This is a genomic window from Duganella levis (assembly GCF_009857605.1).
Classification (GTDB): Bacteria; Pseudomonadota; Gammaproteobacteria; order Burkholderiales; family Burkholderiaceae_D; genus Rugamonas; species Rugamonas levis.
This window is the reverse complement of record NZ_WWCT01000032.1, coordinates 39,853-55,002: the sequence shown is the minus strand read 5'-3', so window position 1 is coordinate 55,002 and position 15,150 is coordinate 39,853. Positions and strand designations below refer to the sequence as shown.

The 15,150-nt window shown below is 63.3% G+C and carries 14 protein-coding genes; 6 read left to right on the top strand and 8 right to left on the bottom strand.

Features of this window, described 5'->3' with window-relative positions:
• Window positions 1-48: 48 nt before the first annotated feature.
• The 3 genes from GTP69_RS27710 (at window position 49) to GTP69_RS27700 (ending at window position 3,972) form a co-directional block, all read left to right on the top strand.
• Window positions 49-2,043 carry a transglutaminase TgpA family protein gene (locus GTP69_RS27710; RefSeq protein ID WP_229261181.1) on the top strand — a complete coding sequence of 665 codons (1,995 nt, stop codon included), beginning with the start codon at window positions 49-51 and terminating at the stop codon, window positions 2,041-2,043.
• Window positions 2,034-3,206, top strand: coding sequence for a lytic murein transglycosylase B (gene mltB / locus GTP69_RS27705; protein WP_161057902.1), 1,173 nt, complete (start codon window positions 2,034-2,036; stop codon window positions 3,204-3,206). Before GTP69_RS27710 ends, mltB begins: the two co-directional genes overlap by 10 nt.
• Before the next feature lie 421 nt (window positions 3,207-3,627).
• Window positions 3,628-3,972 (top strand): hypothetical protein, encoded by a 345-nt coding sequence (locus GTP69_RS27700; protein ID WP_110846846.1) that lies wholly within the window; start codon window positions 3,628-3,630, stop codon window positions 3,970-3,972.
• 97 nt (window positions 3,973-4,069) lie between these two features.
• Here GTP69_RS27700 and cysM read toward each other — a convergent pair whose 3' ends face one another.
• A complete protein-coding gene (gene cysM, locus GTP69_RS27695) occupies window positions 4,070-4,972 on the bottom strand; it encodes a cysteine synthase CysM (RefSeq protein ID WP_161057901.1) in 903 nt (300 codons plus the stop codon).
• Window positions 4,973-5,121: 149 nt separating this feature from the next.
• Here cysM and GTP69_RS27690 point away from each other — a divergent pair, with 149 nt between their 5' ends.
• Together GTP69_RS27690 and GTP69_RS27685 are read left to right on the top strand one after the other, a co-directional pair.
• Complete coding sequence (locus tag GTP69_RS27690) at window positions 5,122-6,891, top strand: FAD-dependent oxidoreductase (RefSeq protein ID WP_161057900.1); 1,770 nt, start codon at window positions 5,122-5,124, stop codon at window positions 6,889-6,891.
• A gap of 6 nt (window positions 6,892-6,897) precedes the next feature.
• Window positions 6,898-7,494, top strand: coding sequence for a nucleotidyltransferase family protein (locus GTP69_RS27685; RefSeq protein ID WP_229261180.1), 597 nt, complete (start codon window positions 6,898-6,900; stop codon window positions 7,492-7,494).
• Here the strand turns inward: GTP69_RS27685 and GTP69_RS27680 are convergent.
• Window positions 7,491-8,840, bottom strand: coding sequence for a hypothetical protein (locus GTP69_RS27680; RefSeq protein ID WP_161057899.1), 1,350 nt, complete (start codon window positions 8,838-8,840; stop codon window positions 7,491-7,493). The genes GTP69_RS27685 and GTP69_RS27680 overlap by 4 nt on opposite strands.
• Window positions 8,841-8,981: 141 nt before the next feature.
• On the opposite strand from GTP69_RS27680, the gene GTP69_RS27675 reads away from it, so the two are divergent.
• Window positions 8,982-9,128 carry a hypothetical protein gene (locus tag GTP69_RS27675; protein ID WP_161057898.1) on the top strand — a complete coding sequence of 49 codons (147 nt, stop codon included), beginning with the start codon at window positions 8,982-8,984 and terminating at the stop codon, window positions 9,126-9,128.
• Between the two features lie 31 nt (window positions 9,129-9,159).
• On the opposite strand, the gene GTP69_RS27670 is transcribed toward GTP69_RS27675, so the two are convergent.
• From GTP69_RS27670 to GTP69_RS27645, 6 genes are all read right to left on the bottom strand, one after another.
• Window positions 9,160-10,083, bottom strand: coding sequence for a polysaccharide deacetylase family protein (locus GTP69_RS27670; protein WP_229261179.1), 924 nt, complete (start codon window positions 10,081-10,083; stop codon window positions 9,160-9,162).
• Entirely contained in the window at window positions 10,080-11,390 is a 1,311-nt protein-coding gene (locus GTP69_RS27665; RefSeq protein ID WP_161057897.1) for an MBL fold metallo-hydrolase, read from the bottom strand. The genes GTP69_RS27670 and GTP69_RS27665 overlap by 4 nt, the downstream gene beginning before the upstream one ends.
• A 55-nt stretch (window positions 11,391-11,445) precedes the next feature.
• Window positions 11,446-11,760 (bottom strand): ComEA family DNA-binding protein, encoded by a 315-nt coding sequence (locus tag GTP69_RS27660; protein WP_161057896.1) that lies wholly within the window; start codon window positions 11,758-11,760, stop codon window positions 11,446-11,448.
• A 105-nt stretch (window positions 11,761-11,865) separates the two neighbouring features.
• The gene (locus tag GTP69_RS27655) at window positions 11,866-12,732 is read right to left on the bottom strand and encodes a hypothetical protein (protein WP_161057895.1); all 867 of its coding nucleotides are present in this window, start codon (window positions 12,730-12,732) and stop codon (window positions 11,866-11,868) included.
• Window positions 12,733-12,836: 104 nt separating this feature from the next.
• The gene (rfaE1, locus tag GTP69_RS27650) at window positions 12,837-13,760 is read right to left on the bottom strand and encodes a D-glycero-beta-D-manno-heptose-7-phosphate kinase (RefSeq protein WP_371868158.1); all 924 of its coding nucleotides are present in this window, start codon (window positions 13,758-13,760) and stop codon (window positions 12,837-12,839) included.
• Window positions 13,761-13,772: 12 nt separating this feature from the next.
• Window positions 13,773-15,140, bottom strand: coding sequence for a UDP-glucose dehydrogenase family protein (locus GTP69_RS27645; protein ID WP_161057894.1), 1,368 nt, complete (start codon window positions 15,138-15,140; stop codon window positions 13,773-13,775).
• Window positions 15,141-15,150 lie beyond the last annotated feature (10 nt).

Genomic DNA, 15,150 nt, shown 5'->3' with positions numbered 1-15,150 from the left:
CAGCCCGCTGGGCCGGCCCATGGCGCGACCAGCGGGCCACGCGCACGGCTGGCGCTAAGGCTGACGCGCGACAAGTCGGATACGCTGCTGTTGCTGGCCGCCGCGCTGATGGTGCTGGCGCCGCATTTCGCCCATCTGCCGCTGTGGATCAGCGCCCTCGCCTGCGCCACGCTGCTGTGGCGCGCGGCCATCACCTGGCTGGGCAAGCGCATGCCGCCAACCTGGCTGCTGGTGCCGATCGCGGTGGCGGCCATGGCCGGCGTCTACCGCAGCTATCACACGCTGCTGGGCCGCGAGGTCGGTGTCGCCATGCTGGTGCTGCTGCTGGCCTTCAAGCTGCTGGAAATGCACGCCAGACGCGACCTGTTCGTGGTGACCTTCCTAAGCTTCTTCGTCCTGCTGACCAATTTCCTCTACTCGCAGTCGATGCCGACCGCGCTGTGGACGGTGCTGGCGCTGCTGATGCTATTGACCGCGCAACAGTCGTTCCAGTACACCGGCCTGGTGCCGCCGCTGGCGCGCCGTCTGCGCACGACGTTCAAGGTCGGCGCGCTGGCCGCGCCGCTAGCGCTGTTGTTGTTTGTCGCCTTCCCGCGCATTCAAGGGCCGCTGTGGGGACTGCCGGGCGACGCCAACAGCGCCCGCTCGGGCTTGAGCGACAGCATGGCGCCTGGCACGCTGTCGTCGCTGGCGCAGTCGGACGACATCGCATTCCGCGTGCGCTTTGCCGGCGCGGTGCCGGCGCAGCAGCAGCTGTACTGGCGCAGCATCGTGCTGGGCGACTACGACGGCCGCACCTGGACCCGCGTGCCGCGCAAACGCGGCCTGCAACGGCTGGAAGTGGCGATCCACGCGCGCGGCGCACCAGTGCGCTACGAAACCACCATGGAGCCCAGTAACACGCGCTGGCTGGCGCTGCTGGAACTGGCCGCGCCGAATCTCAGCGTGCCCGGCTTCCGCCTGCGCGACAGCGACGAGATGGAGCAGTTCACTACCGAACCGGTCACCCACCGCGTGCGCTACGACGCGGCGGCTTATCTGGACTACACGCTACAGGCCGGAGAAAGCCCGCAGCGCATGACGCACTGGCTGGAGCTGCCGGCCGGCTTCAACCCGCGCACGCTGGCGCTGGCGCAACAGCTACGCGCCGCAGCCCCCGCCGACGCGCCGGTCCAGCAACTCAGCAACACCATACTGACCCGCTTCCGTACGCAAGACTACAGCTACACGCTGGAGCCGCCGCTCACCGGCGCCAACGCGGTCGATGATTTCCTGTTCACTACCCGCGCCGGCTTTTGCGAACACTACGCCGGTGCCTACGTGGTGCTGATGCGCGCCATGGGAGTGCCGGCGCGGGTGGTCACCGGCTACCAGGGCGGCGAACGCAATCCGGTCGACGGCTACCTCACCGTGCGCCAGTCCGACGCCCACGCCTGGGCCGAGATCTGGAGCCAGCAAACCGGCTGGCAGCGCGTCGACCCCACCGCCGCCGTCGCCCCAGAACGGGTCGAGCGCAACCTGGCGCGCGCCTTGCCGCGTCCAGCCCCGTTCGGCCTGGCGCCGTTGCTGGACCTGCAAAACAATCCCGATTCGTGGCTGGCGCAACTCAGATTCGCCTATGCCGCACTGAATAATTCATGGAATCAATGGGTACTGGATTACAATCCCGATAGGCAGCGGAGTTTCCTTGAGGAACTAAGCGGCATGTTCGGCCACTGGCGCATGGCACTCGGTGCGGTGCTGGTGGCGGTCTTGCTGGCCGTGCTGCGCTGGCAGCGCGCGCGCCGCCCGGCCGATGCGCTGGAGGCGCTGTACGCGGCCTTCTGCAAGCAGCAGCTGCGCCACGGCTACGGCCGGGCGCCGTCCGAAGGCCCGCGCAGCTATGCGGCGCGGCTGCGGACCATGCCCGCCAGCACGGAAAAACACGCTGCCATGGAGCAGTTTTTACACCTGTACGGTATGCTGAAGTATGGCGCCGGCGGGACCGAATCACGTTCCGCGTCGCTGGCGACGCTGACAACCTTGCTACCCTTATGCCGATGAAGACTTTGATCACCGCCCTGCTGCTGAGCGCAGCCACCCTTGCCGCCAGCCACGCCGCTCCGGTGGACCAGTACGGCTACAAGCTGCCGCCCAGCATGCAGTCCAAGAAGAAAGCCAAGAAAGCGCCCGTCAAGAAAGCCACGCCGGCGGTCGATTACACCGGCGAATTCGTCAACTTCGGCGACTGGAAAGAGGTACGCGCCTTCCTCGACGACATCGCCAGCCGCGACGGCTTCGACCGCGCCGAGCTGACCACGCTGATCAATCAAGTCCGCTATGTGGACGCCGCCGTGCAGCTGGTCAAGCCGGCGCCGCCCGGCAAGCCGAAGAACTGGCAAGCCTACAGCAAGCTGATGATCGATCCGGTGCGCACCGACGCCGGCATCAAGTTCTGGAACGACAACGCCGAGGCGCTCAACCGCGCCGAATCGCTGTACGGCGTGCCGGCCGAAATCATCGTCGGCATCATCGGCGTGGAAACCGTGTATGGCCGCAATACCGGCCGCTTCCGCGTGCTGGACGCCATCACCACGCTGGCGTTCTCGTATCCGGAAGCGCCGCAGCGCCGTGAGCGCATGGAATTCTTCCGCGGCGAACTGGAAGCCACGCTGCTGTTCGCGCGCCAGAGCGGCACCGATCCGCTGTCGCTGAAAGGCTCGTTTGCCGGCGCGCTCGGCATGCCGCAATTCATGCCGAGCAGCCTGATGAAATATGCGGTGGACTTCGACGGCAACGGCACCATCGATCTGCTGAACTCCCCGAGCGACGCCATCGGCAGCGTGGCGGCCTTCCTGGCGGCGCACGGCTGGCAGCGCGAGCTGGCCGGACCGCCGGTGTACGCGGCCACCGTGTCGCCCAACCGCGCCTGGGACAGCCTGCTGAACCAGGGGCTGGTGGCGAAGTACCGCAACGGCGAGCTGAGCGCGGCTGGCGTCACCACCGCCACGCCGGCGCCCGATCAATTGTATGGTCTGGTGGATTTGCAGAACGGCGCCGAGCCGACCGAATACTGGCTGGCCAACGCCAACTTCTTTGCCATCACACAGTACAACCGCAGCTACTTCTACGCGATGTCGGTGGTGGAGTTGGGACGGACTGTGAAGCTGGCGCGCAGCGGCGTTGCAGCTGCCCCTTCGGCGTCAACGAGCGCTTCAGGAATGTAAGCAAGCGTAAATCGACTTGTACCGTGCAGTCATGCGCGGTATTGTTTTGTTGACACTTGGCAATAGTTTGGTCAAACTTGCGGTATTGACAGCCTTCAGTGAGCTGCTTTACAACGCAATTGTTATACAATTAACTTTAATCGATAAACAAAGCGTGCACGACTGAGCTTATCACACAACTCGGTGTATAATTCTCACACAATGTTGCAGACCGACAACAATACCATGCGGGAAGAGCTTTTTTGTATTGCTGCTGAGTATTAGATTGCGGAGTGTTGTACAATTGTGTATATATTATGAAACTTGTTATCCTGAAATCCGTGTCCGTGTGTGAATTCTCCCTTGGTAAGGATGGACATTGACGCAGCAAAGCTCCGAGTGTTGTACTTTGCAGGACAACTTTACAGAAGGAAAAGACGACATGACAAACCAAGTCGGCATAGACATGAACAACGATGCGGATGGCGATGATCTGCTGCAATACAATCCCAACCGCCTGCTCGATACTTTGATCGAGAACCTGCGCCTGAAAAACGACGCAGCGCTGTCGCGCGCGCTGGAAGTCGCACCGCCTGTGATCAGCAAGATCCGTCACCACCGCCTGCCGGTCGGCGCATCGCTGCTGATCCGCATGCACGAAGTAAGCGATCTGAGCATTCGCGACCTGCGTTACTTGATGGGCGACCGCCGCAACAAGTTCCGCATCAGCGACAAGCAATTCAAGCCTAAAGAAGGCGAAACCCCAGGCGGCAGCAACAACGGCTAATCCAGCCCGCGTTACTTAGTCCTGTCAGCACGCCCTCCTCCCTTTACGCAAGGGACGAGGGCGTTGTTGCGTTTACGCTGGCGTTTTAAGCTGGCGCTTAGGCAGGAAATACACCGGTGGACAGATAGCGGTCGCCGCGGTCGCAGACGATGAACACGATGGTGGCGTCCTCCACCGTCTGCGAGATGCGCAATGCAATCTCGCAAGCGCCGGCCGCCGAAATACCGCAGAAGATGCCTTCCTCGGCCGCCATGCGGCGCGCCATGCGCTCGGCCGCCGCCTGCGACACCGCCTCCACGCGGTCCACGCGCGAACGGTCATAAATTTTCGGCAGGTAGGCTTCCGGCCATTTGCGGATACCGGGAATCGACGAACCCTCTTCCGGCTCGGCGCCAATGATCTGGATCTCCGGATTCTGTTCCTTCAGGTAACGCGAGGTGCCCATGATGGTGCCGGTGGTACCCATGGCGCTGACGAAATGGGTCACGCGGCCGTCGGTGTCGCGCCAGATTTCCGGGCCCGTGCCTTCATAGTGCGCGCGGGCGTTGTCCTGGTTGGCGAACTGGTCGAGGATGATGCCTTTGCCATCTTTCTGCAGCTGCTCGGCCATGTCGCGCGCGTATTCCATGCCGCCGGTTTTCGGCGTCAGCATGATTTGCGCGCCGTAGGCGGCCATGCTCTGGCGGCGCTCGACGCTGAGGTTTTCCGGCATCAGCAGCAACATCTTGTAGCCGCGAATGGTGGCCGCCATGGCCAGCGCGATGCCGGTGTTGCCGCTGGTGGCTTCGATCAGCGTATCGCCCGGCTTGATGTCGCCGCGCTCCTCGGCCCGCATCAGCATCGACAGCGCGGCGCGGTCCTTGACCGATCCGGCCGGATTGTTGCCTTCCAGCTTGCCGAGGATGATGTTGTTGCGGGCGGCCGCATCGGCGCCGGGCAGGCGCGTCAGCTGCACCAGCGGCGTGTTACCGATCGTATCTTGCAGGGTCTTGTAAGCCATCGTCTTATTATGTGTAGGTTCGCCAAAACAACCATTTTAGCCGAGTTGCCTGAAAGCGGCCGACTACCTCATAAGACTTTGCACGGAGGGTGCCGCATCGGCTAGACTGGCAACACTTGTGCAACCATCTTCATACCCCCGGATTCACCATGGCTACCTCCCCCTCCGAACTCCTGCCGGAAGAAACTCCGGACGAGCCGATCCCTCGCACCACGCTCGATCTGGAGCAGCGCGCACACCAGATTTTCCCGACGCTGAGTGCGTCCGACATCCGCCACATGCACCGCTTCGGCCATGTGGTCTGCTTCAAGGACCGTGAGACGATTTTCGAGGCCGGCAAGACCAGCTTCGGCCTGATGCTGGTGCTCAAGGGCGGCATCGAAGTCAACCGCTATGACGGCCTCGGCAACACCTCGTATGTGACCACCCACCTGCCCGGCCAGTTCAGCGGCGAAGTGGCGCAGCTGTCGGGCCGGCCCGCGCTGGGCAACGGCCATGCGGTGGGCGATGTGGAAGTATTGGTGGTGCCGTCGGAGTCGCTGCGCCAGTTGCTGGTGGCGCATGCCGATCTGGGCGAGCGCATCGTGCGCGCGCTGATCCTGCGCCGCGTCGGCCTGATCGAGCAGGCTTCTGGCGGACCGGTGATTGTCGGTCCGCGCGGCCATGGCCGCATTCACACGCTGCAAACTTTCCTGGCGGCCAACGGCCATCCGCACGTGGTACTCGATCCGGAACACGACCAGCAGGCCGCCGACCTGATGAAGCATTACGAACCGAAGTCGGAAGAGCTGCCGCTGGTGGTGTGCCCGGACGGCGCGGTCAAGAAAAATCCGACCGTGGTCGACATCGGCCGCTGCCTCGGCATGCTGCCGGAACTGGATACCGAAAAGGTGTGGGACGTGATCGTGGTCGGCGCCGGTCCGGCCGGGCTGGCGACTGCCGTGTATGCGGCGTCGGAAGGCCTGTCGGTGCTGGCGCTGGAAACCCGCGCTTACGGCGGCCAGGCCGGCGCCAGCGCGCGCATCGAAAACTACCTCGGCTTCCCGACCGGCGTCTCCGGTCGCGCGCTGGCCGGACGCGCTTACGTGCAGGCGCAGAAATTCGGCGTCGAGATTGCCATTCCGGCGCCGGCGGGACGGCTGGTGTGCGACACCTATCCGCTGCAAGTGGAAATGTGCGGCAGCCTGCAAATGCTCAAGGCCAAGACCGTGGTGCTGTCGTGCGGCGCGCGCTACCGCCGGCCGTCGCTGGCCAACCTCAAGCAGTTCGAGGGCAATGGCGTGTACTACTGGGCGTCGCCGGTCGAGGCCAACCTGTGCAAGACGGAGGAAATCATCCTGGTCGGCGGCGGCAACTCGGCTGGGCAGGCGGCGGTGTTCCTGGCGGGCTATGCCAAGAAGGTACACATGCTGATCCGCAAGGACAGTCTGTCGTCCACCATGTCCAGCTACCTGATCGACCGCATCGCCGCCACGCCGAATATCTCGCTGCACACCGCCACCGAGATCGTTGCACTGGAAGGTGACGAAGACGGCCTGAAGCAAGTGCGTACGCGCAATGCGAAGAGCGGGCAGGAATGCGATTACGACGTTTGCCGCGTGTTCCTGTTCATCGGCGCCGATCCGAATACCGGCTGGCTGGGCGACTGCGGCGTGGATGTCGATGCGCATGGTTTCATCCGCACCGGTTTCGACGTCACCAAGTCGCAGTGCAAGGCCAACTTCGCCAACGGCGTCTATCCGCGCGACCTGCCGTCCCGGGCGGCGCTGGAGACCAGCGTGCCGGGCGTGTTCGCCATCGGCGACGTGCGCGCGTCGTCCACCAAGCGCGTTGCGGCGGCGGTGGGCGAAGGCGCGGCGGTGGTGTCGCAGATCCACCAGTTCCTTGCCAACCTGCCGGCTGACAAGGTGGCGCAATAACGCCGGATGAGCGACCATAAACAGGAACTGGAAGAACGCCTGAGCCGGATGGTACGTTCTTCTTCCACCTTGATGGCGCTGCTGGCAGCGGTCAGAAGTCTTCATCTGGAATCCTGGTGTATTGGCGCGGGAGTCGTGAGGGGACTGGTGTGGGACCATCTACATGGATTCAGTGAGCCGTCTCATTACGATGATGTTGATGTGACGTATTACGACAAGTCCGCCAACGAAAAGCAAGATGAGGAACTCACCAGGCGACTCCTCGCCATCTCCCCCTCGGTCCGCTGGGAGGTGACGAACCAGGCTTTGATCCATAAATGGTTCTTGAAAGCGCACAGCCAAATTGTGACGCCGCTGCGCTCACTGGAAGATGGGATTGCAACCTGGCCGGAGTACGCCACCTGTGTCGGCGTTAAGCTCAACGCGGACGATACCATCGAGGTGATTGCGCCGCATGGCCTCCAGGACCTGTTTGACTTAAAGCTTCGACACAACGCCACGCGAGCAAGCGCAGACGTCTTCATGCAACGTGTAACGTCGAAAAGACTTATTGAGCGCTGGCCTATGCTTTCACTGGTGAACGCTTTTAGCGGCCCCGACTAGCGCAGTAAATCGTGCTGGAGCAGCACCAGCTGTTGCGGCGATAGGAGCTGGCCGAACACAGACATTACCAGTTCCGATAGCAGGAACTGGCGCTGTTCATGGTCTGGCTCGTACCACTGCGACCTGGTAAGCCACCCCGCCAATGCCTCCACCAATCCCAATCTTCGCGCCTCGTCCACGCCGCGCTGCAAGCAAACACGCGCTGCACATTCCAGCCAGTTCCAGCGATTCGTTCTGGCGAGCTGCATCACCAGCAGCACATCCTCGCTGACGGCCAGTTGTTGGAGAATGGCGGAGAACGGAATGTACGCGCCGTAGCGCAGCACCAGTTGCACGGCAAATTTGCGAACGCGCGGCGACGCATCGTGCATGGCTACCAATGCAATTGCATCCTTGTGACGCTCCGCCAGTTTGAACCAGGCCGACAATGCTGTCAGGCGAAGCGCTGGATATGCGCTGCGCACAAACAACTGCACCTGCGGCAGGCTGTCAGTGTCGCGCAAGGCAGCAAGCATGATCAGGCTCATTTGCAGGCGCTTGACCGTGGAGTCGCTTTGTTCCAACAAGCTTCGATAATGCGCAGCCACATCGAAATCCTGCGCGATCAGGTAATGCGCGGCGGTGTGACGGACGGATGATTGCTTATCCATTAGCGCGGCGATGGCAATTTCCATGCGGTCTACACCGGCGGTACTCAGCAAGGCGCGCAGGGCCACCGTTCTGACAGCGCCGAAGTGGGAATGCGCCGCGACGCGATACAACGTTTCCTGCTGTGCCGGCGCCAGCCTTCTGCACATGCCGGCACCTTGCAGGGCAAGTACGATGTCGTCACTTCGATGCAGGATGAGTTCAATCACAGCCGCAGGTTCGAGCAAGGCGTGCTTGTCGAGCAAATGCACTGCGGCGCGCGCAGCTTGAAGATCGCTGCCACGAGCCGCTGCGCAGATATCGTCGACCGCCACCGATTGCAACAGCGTCTGCTCAAAGTCTTCCAGCCAGTCGGCATAATCTCCCCTGCCGACGCTGTGCAAGCGCAGTATGATGGGCAGAGCCGCCATCAATTGCGGTGCAGGCACAAACGGTAACAACGCCACCAACGCGGTCCGCGCGGCGCTACGCACTTGCGGCACCCAGTCGTTGAGGCGTTCCGCCACCACGGCCAGCAACTCCGGCCGGGCCAGTTCCACGCAGCGGGCCAGCACCGCCTGCCGCACATAGCCGGAACCATCACGCGAATATTCGGCCAGCAACGGAACCGAGTCCGAACTGGCGATCATCTGCAACACCTCATTGAGATGCCGCTGGTAAGACGAAAGCGCGCCGGAGAGGTTTCTTAATATGCCCATGTCATGATCGTATCGTATTTAGCCAAGGAGGATATACATAGGGTGCCTAACGAGGCTATCAATGGAAGCAACTGTTCCTGCCGGAAGGCACGCGCCTGCGCATGCGCGTCTATGAAGGCTCCGGCTACCGCAGCAGAGGCAATGACGATCGCCGCCAAGGCCATGAGTGACGCCCTTAGCACAGCCGTCACCCTGGTCGCCCATGCCAACGATCAAGCGCAGAACACACAGGAACGCCGCCTGCCCAAATACCGCCGCTCGTGGGATCTGCTGGAGGACATCGATTAACACAATGCCGATTGCTGCGGCGCTGCAATGATTACAGGCCTTGCGCTTTGAGCGCGTCGATTTCGAAATCGCCGTCGTCCACCAGGCGCTCCCAGCCGGGGAATTTGCGCTGGTTTTTGCTGCGGGCGATGGACCACAGCAGGCTTTGGCCGCCGTTCTGTTTTTCCGGCGGCTGCTGGTAGATCGGATCGGCAAACACCTCCGCTGGCGTGATGATGGTCCAGCCCATGTCCTTGAATTGCTGGATCGCGTCTTTCAGCCACAGCGCGTTAATCAGGTTGTGGTGCAGCAGGAGCACTTGCGGGATGTCGCGCCCGACCAGCTGGCGCGACAGGTCGCGGTAGGCATCGGCGCGCTGGCGCAGGTGTGACAGGTAGGCTTGCCGGATCGGCGTCAGGTCGGCTTTGGGGTTGGCGCGCAGCACTTCGTTCAATTTTTCGTCCAGCCGCCAGTCGCTGGTGTCCAGGCTAACGTAGGCGTTGCGGTAGCCGGTTTGCGCGAGAAAGGCGCGCATGCCGTCGCGCTTCTCGGGCGTATTGCCTTCGCGCAGGAAGGTGAAGCGGAACCATTTTTGATAGCCCGGCAGCGTGGAGGTGATGCGGTCGCAGTCGGTGATCTCTTGCTGGTACTGCGCCAGCGTGACGTCGGTGCTGTTCAAGTCCGGGTGAGTCATGGTGTGGTTGCCGATCGCGTGTCCCGCCCTGCCCCAGGCTTGCGCCAGCGCGTAGCCGGCCGGCTGGTCGGCACCGTTGCCGCAGGTGACGAACAGCGCTGCCGATACCTTGTGCGCAGCCAGCGCATCCAGCAAGGACTGGTTGCGCTGTTGCGGTGACAGCAGCGGCGTCTCCTCCAGCCGCGGGCCGTCGTCGAACGTGAAGGCGACCGATTGCGCGTGCGCGGTTGCGGTGAACGCGGTGGCGGCACATAACGCCAGCAGGCGAAGCATCTTCTTCATACCGTGATCCCCAGGCGCCGCAGCTGCGCGGCTTGATAGGCGCCGATGGCGTCGTTGAACAGGCAGCGAATCAGCGGATCGTCGACGATGTCGGCGTCTTCCGGCGCGCCGGCGATGCGCATGTACATCGAGGTCAGCGACTCGCCCAGGGCCAGTCCGGCGTACAGCTTTGCCAGCGGAATTTCGGTGGTCCATGTCGGCGCTTCGTCGTCGCCAACCAGGGCGATGCTGTCGCCATGCACGCGGTAGCGGAACTGCTGTACGCCGCCCGCATGATCGTAGACCGACAGCTGCCACACGCACGGCGTGGCGAAGTAGCTGTCGTCCGGCAGCTCCATTTCTTCATAGCGTTCGATCAGGCCAGTGCGGCAGAAGTCCAGCGCCAGCGCGGCCTGCTCCGCCGTCAGCGGCGCGAAGTGGCGCGCGATGTCGGCGGTGGCGGGCGGCACGATGTTTTCGTCGTATTGAAAATCGATATCCTGATCGCCCACGGGCAGCACCCACGGCAGCGGCGCGGCTGGCGTCAGCGCATCGGCAGTCAGCAGCACCGACACCGATGGATTCAGCCGCAGCACCTGCGCCGACGGCAGCCACTCGCCCACTGCCTGCGCAAAGCGCTGATAGGTGATCGGGAACATCGCGCGGTTGTACCACGACCACGGCTCCTGCTGGAACTGGCAGGAACTCGGCACCACGTAGCGCGGCGCCAGCGTTTGCAACTGCTGCGGCCATTCTTCGGGCAACGCCACCGGTCCGGGTTCGGCGCGTGAAGGCGCGATCACGTCGACTTCGCGCATGGTCTGGAAAGGCCACAGCACCATGTCCCATGGCGCGTAGGGCTTGAGCTGTTCCAGCGTCTCCGGGTCCATCCACGCGTCGACCACGTTCAGCACATTCAGGCCTTCGGCGCGGATCTGGAACATGGAGTCGACATCGGCGTCCAGCGCGCGGCGCGGGATCACTTCGAAGGCGCCAATGGTGACCGGCACATCCACCGCCAGCGCCTGCACGTCGGCAAAGCCCAGCGCGCGTATCATCGCGAACAGTTCGTCGAAGACGCAGTACAGGTAAATCGGCGTGGCGCGATCCAGCAGGTCCAGGCTCTCCATCGAGCAGTGGTCGTCGTGGAAGTGGGAGATGAAGACCGCGTCCGGCCGCAGCTGGCGTACCTGCTCCAGGTCGAAGCGCGCGTCCGGGAACGCGTGACAGTTCCGGCTGAACGGATTTTCAAACACCGGATCGAACAGGATCTGCGTGGCGCCACTTTCAAAGACGTAGCCGGCGTGGAGGATGCGGGAGATTTTCATAGCCCGCATCATCTCATGCGCCGCGCGCGGCGTCATCCGGTGCGCGGCCTGGCTGCTACTTGGTGGTCTTGGCAGGGGCGTTCGCCTTGGCCGGGGCGCCGTCTTTCGATTTGCCATTCACCTGCAAGCCGGCTTCCGACAGGCGAATGGCGCTCTTCTCGCCGACGCCTTTGACGCGCTGTTCAAAGTCGGCCCAGTCCTTGAATTCGCCTTTCTTGCGCTCTTCCAGGATGGCCTTGGTCTTGGCCGGCCCCAGGCCGCGTACGCTGTCCAGCGCGGCTTCGTCGGCCTTGTTGACGTCGACCTGGGCCCAGGCCAGCGTGATGCTGGCCGCCAGCGCGGCCACCGCCAGTATCAGTTGCTTGATCATGATGTCTCCTTGGTTATCTGCAAGCGCGACCATCGCAGCTTGCTCCGACCATAACGACACCACTACGCCAGCGTTGACGCGCCCGCCTGAGCCAGATCAAGCCGCTTATTTTTCAAACGTATAACCACCCGCCAGATATGGCGTGAACACCGCGTCGTTGACCTGGGTGTCGATCTTGACGTCGGTCGCATGCATGCGCCAGCTTTTGGGATTGTCGTTGTCCAGCATCAAGCCACCCATGCCGCCCACCTCGAATGCCTGGGCGGGGATGAAGGAGCCGCCGCTCGACATGCAATAGGTGGAATCGCTGCCCAGCGTGCCCATCTTCTGGCGCCAGACATCGCAGCTGGCGCCCTTGATCACGCGCCGTTCGCCGGTGCGGGTCGCCGTGACGCTTTCCATGATCTTCACCTGCGCGGCCATGGCAGGATTCTGCGCCATGCGCTTCATGACCTGCTCGAGGCTCTCGGTCGGCTTGGGCGGGATCGGCGCATCGGCCTGGCCGTTGCGGCCGCAGTCGCCCCTGGCGATTTTCTTGACCAGGTCGATCATGCAGATGCGGCCGGGCGAACGCAGCGTGGCATTCGACACCACCTCGCTCATCAGCGTGCAATCGGTCGGATGCAGCAGAAAAGTGGCGCCCATTTCATATTCGATGCGGCGGTTGGCGGTGGCGTAGACTTCCTGCCGGTGCGGCCACATCAGCACGGGCCATTCCGTCACCGGCTTGGCGGACGGATTGTGCCTGGCGCAATCCTGCACGCTTTGTTTCAGCGAGGCCAGCAGCCCATCGTTGCCGTCGCCCAGGTTGGCATAGCCGTCCAGCCGCGCGTAGTGCACTGTCACCGGCTTGCCGCTGCGGTAGGCCTGATGCGGCGAGGTGGCGGACGCAATCGTGCGCTCCTGCACGGTATCCGCTTGCACCTGCTGCGCCAGCAAGGCCCACATCAGCAATATCCAAAAACGGCCCATCTCGCACTCCCCTCTTGATGTTAGTAAATAATTATCACATCAAATAGAAAAAAGCCCCGCACGGTTCTCACCGCTGCGGGGCCTTGGGCTGGTTGCCAGAACAATCAGGACGCGAACAATTCCTCGCGCGTAACGGTCGCCGTACCCAGCTTGCCGACCACGATGCCGCCGGCGCGGTTGGCGGTTTCCACCGCTTGCTGCCAACCGGCGCCCGTGCCCAGCATGCAGGCCATGGTGGCGATCACGGTGTCGCCGGCGCCGGAGACGTCGAACACTTCGCGCGCCTGCGCCGGCATGTGGAACTGCGCGCCGTCGGTGTACAGCGTCATGCCCTCTTCCGAGCGGGTCAGCAGCAGCGCGTCCAGCTTCAGCTCCGCGCGCATGGCTTGCGCCTTGGCGGTCAGCTGCTCCTCGGTGCTCCACGAACCGGCGATCAGCTTGAATTCCGACTTGTTCGGCGTCAGCACCGTGGCGCCGGCGTAGCGGGTGAAATCGTCGCCCTTCGGATCGACCATCACCACCTTGCCGGCCGCGCGCGCGGCGGCGATCATGTCGGCCACCGCCACCAGGCTGCCCTTGGCATAGTCCGACAGCACGATCACATCGTAGTCCGGCAGCAGCGTCTTGAACTGTTCCAGCTTGTCGCGCAACACGGTGTCGGTCGGCGCTTCTTCAAAATCGATGCGCACCATCTGCTGCTGGCGGCCGATCACGCGCAGCTTGATGATGGTGGAAATCGCGGCGTCGCGTTTCAGGTAGCTGCGGATGCCGCCGTCTTCCAGCAGCAGCTGCACTTCGTCGCCCGCCTCGTCATCGCCGACGATGCCCAGCAGGCCGGCCTGCGCGCCCAGCGCGGCGGCATTGCGCGCCACGTTGGCGGCGCCGCCGAGACGCGCTTCGCGGCGCGCGATGCGCACCACCGGCACCGGGGCTTCCGGCGAAATGCGGCTAACGTCACCGAACCAGTAACGGTCCAGCATGACGTCGCCCACCACCAGAATGCGTACTTTATCCAGATTCGTCGTCACATTAGGCCTCGTTCAGCTGCGGGTCAGGATGGAACGGCCGATGCCGTGGTATTCGAAGCCCGCCTCCGCCATCGCTTCCGGCGCGAACAGATTACGGCCGTCGAAAATCACCGCATGCTTGAGCAGCGTCTTGATCTTGACGAAGTCCGGGCTGCGGAAGGCCTTCCACTCGGTGACGATCACCAGCGCCTCGGCGCCGCTCAGCGCATCGGTCGGGCTGGTGGCGAAGCGCACGCGCGCCAGTTCGGCCGCGTTCAGGTCCAGCGCCAGTACGCGTTTGGCTTCTTCCATCGCCACCGGATCGTACACCGCCACCGTGGCGCCGGCGTCCAGCAGCTGGCGCACCAGCACACGGGCCGGCGCTTCGCGCATGTCATCGGTATTCGGCTTGAAGGCCAGGCCCCAGATGGCGAAATGGTGGCCGTTCAGATCTGCGCCGAAGCGCTTGATGACCTTCTGGCCCAGCACCAGCTTCTGCTTGTCGTTGACAGCTTCCACCGCGCGCAGGATCAGCAAGTCCTGATCGTACTGGCGCGCCGTGCGCTCCAGCGCCTGCACGTCTTTCGGGAAGCACGAACCGCCGTAGCCGGCGCCGGCGTACAGGAAGCTGTGGCCGATGCGCGGATCGGAGCCGATGCCATGACGCACCGCTTCGATATCCACGCCGACGCGGTCGGCCAGGTTGGCCAGTTCGTTCATGAACGAGATGCGCGTGGCCAGCATCGAGTTGGCGGCGTATTTGGTGAATTCGGCCGAGCGCACGTCCATCCAGAAGGTGCGTTCGTGATTGCGGTTGAATGGCGCGTACAGCTTCTTCATCATCGCCGCGGCTTTTTCGCCTTCCGGCGTTTTGTCATGGCCGATGACGATGCGGTCCGGACGCATGAAGTCCTCGACCGCCGCGCCCTCTTTCAGGAATTCCGGATTCGACACCACCGAGAAGGTGGCATCGACGCCGCGCGCGGTCAGCGCCTCTTGCAGCGCCGCCTTGACGCGATCGCCGGTGCCGACCGGCACGGTGGACTTGTCGACGATGACCTTGAAGCCGGTCATGTGCTGGCCGATGTTGCGCGCGGCCGCCAGCACGTATTGCAGGTCGGCCGAGCCGTCTTCGTCGGGCGGCGTGCCGACCGCGATGAACTGCACATCGCCATGCGCCACCGAAGCGGCGACGTCGGTCGAGAACTGGATGCGGCCGGCGGCGCGGTTGCGCGCCACGACTTCTTCCAGGCCCGGTTCGTGGATCGGGATGCCGCCGCTGTTCAGCAGGTCGATCTTGCGCTGGTCAACGTCCAGGCAGAACACATCGTTGCCCAGCTCCGCCAGGCAGGCGCCGGTAACCAGGCCGACGTAGCCGGTGCCGATAATCGTGATTTTCATAGTGCGTTAA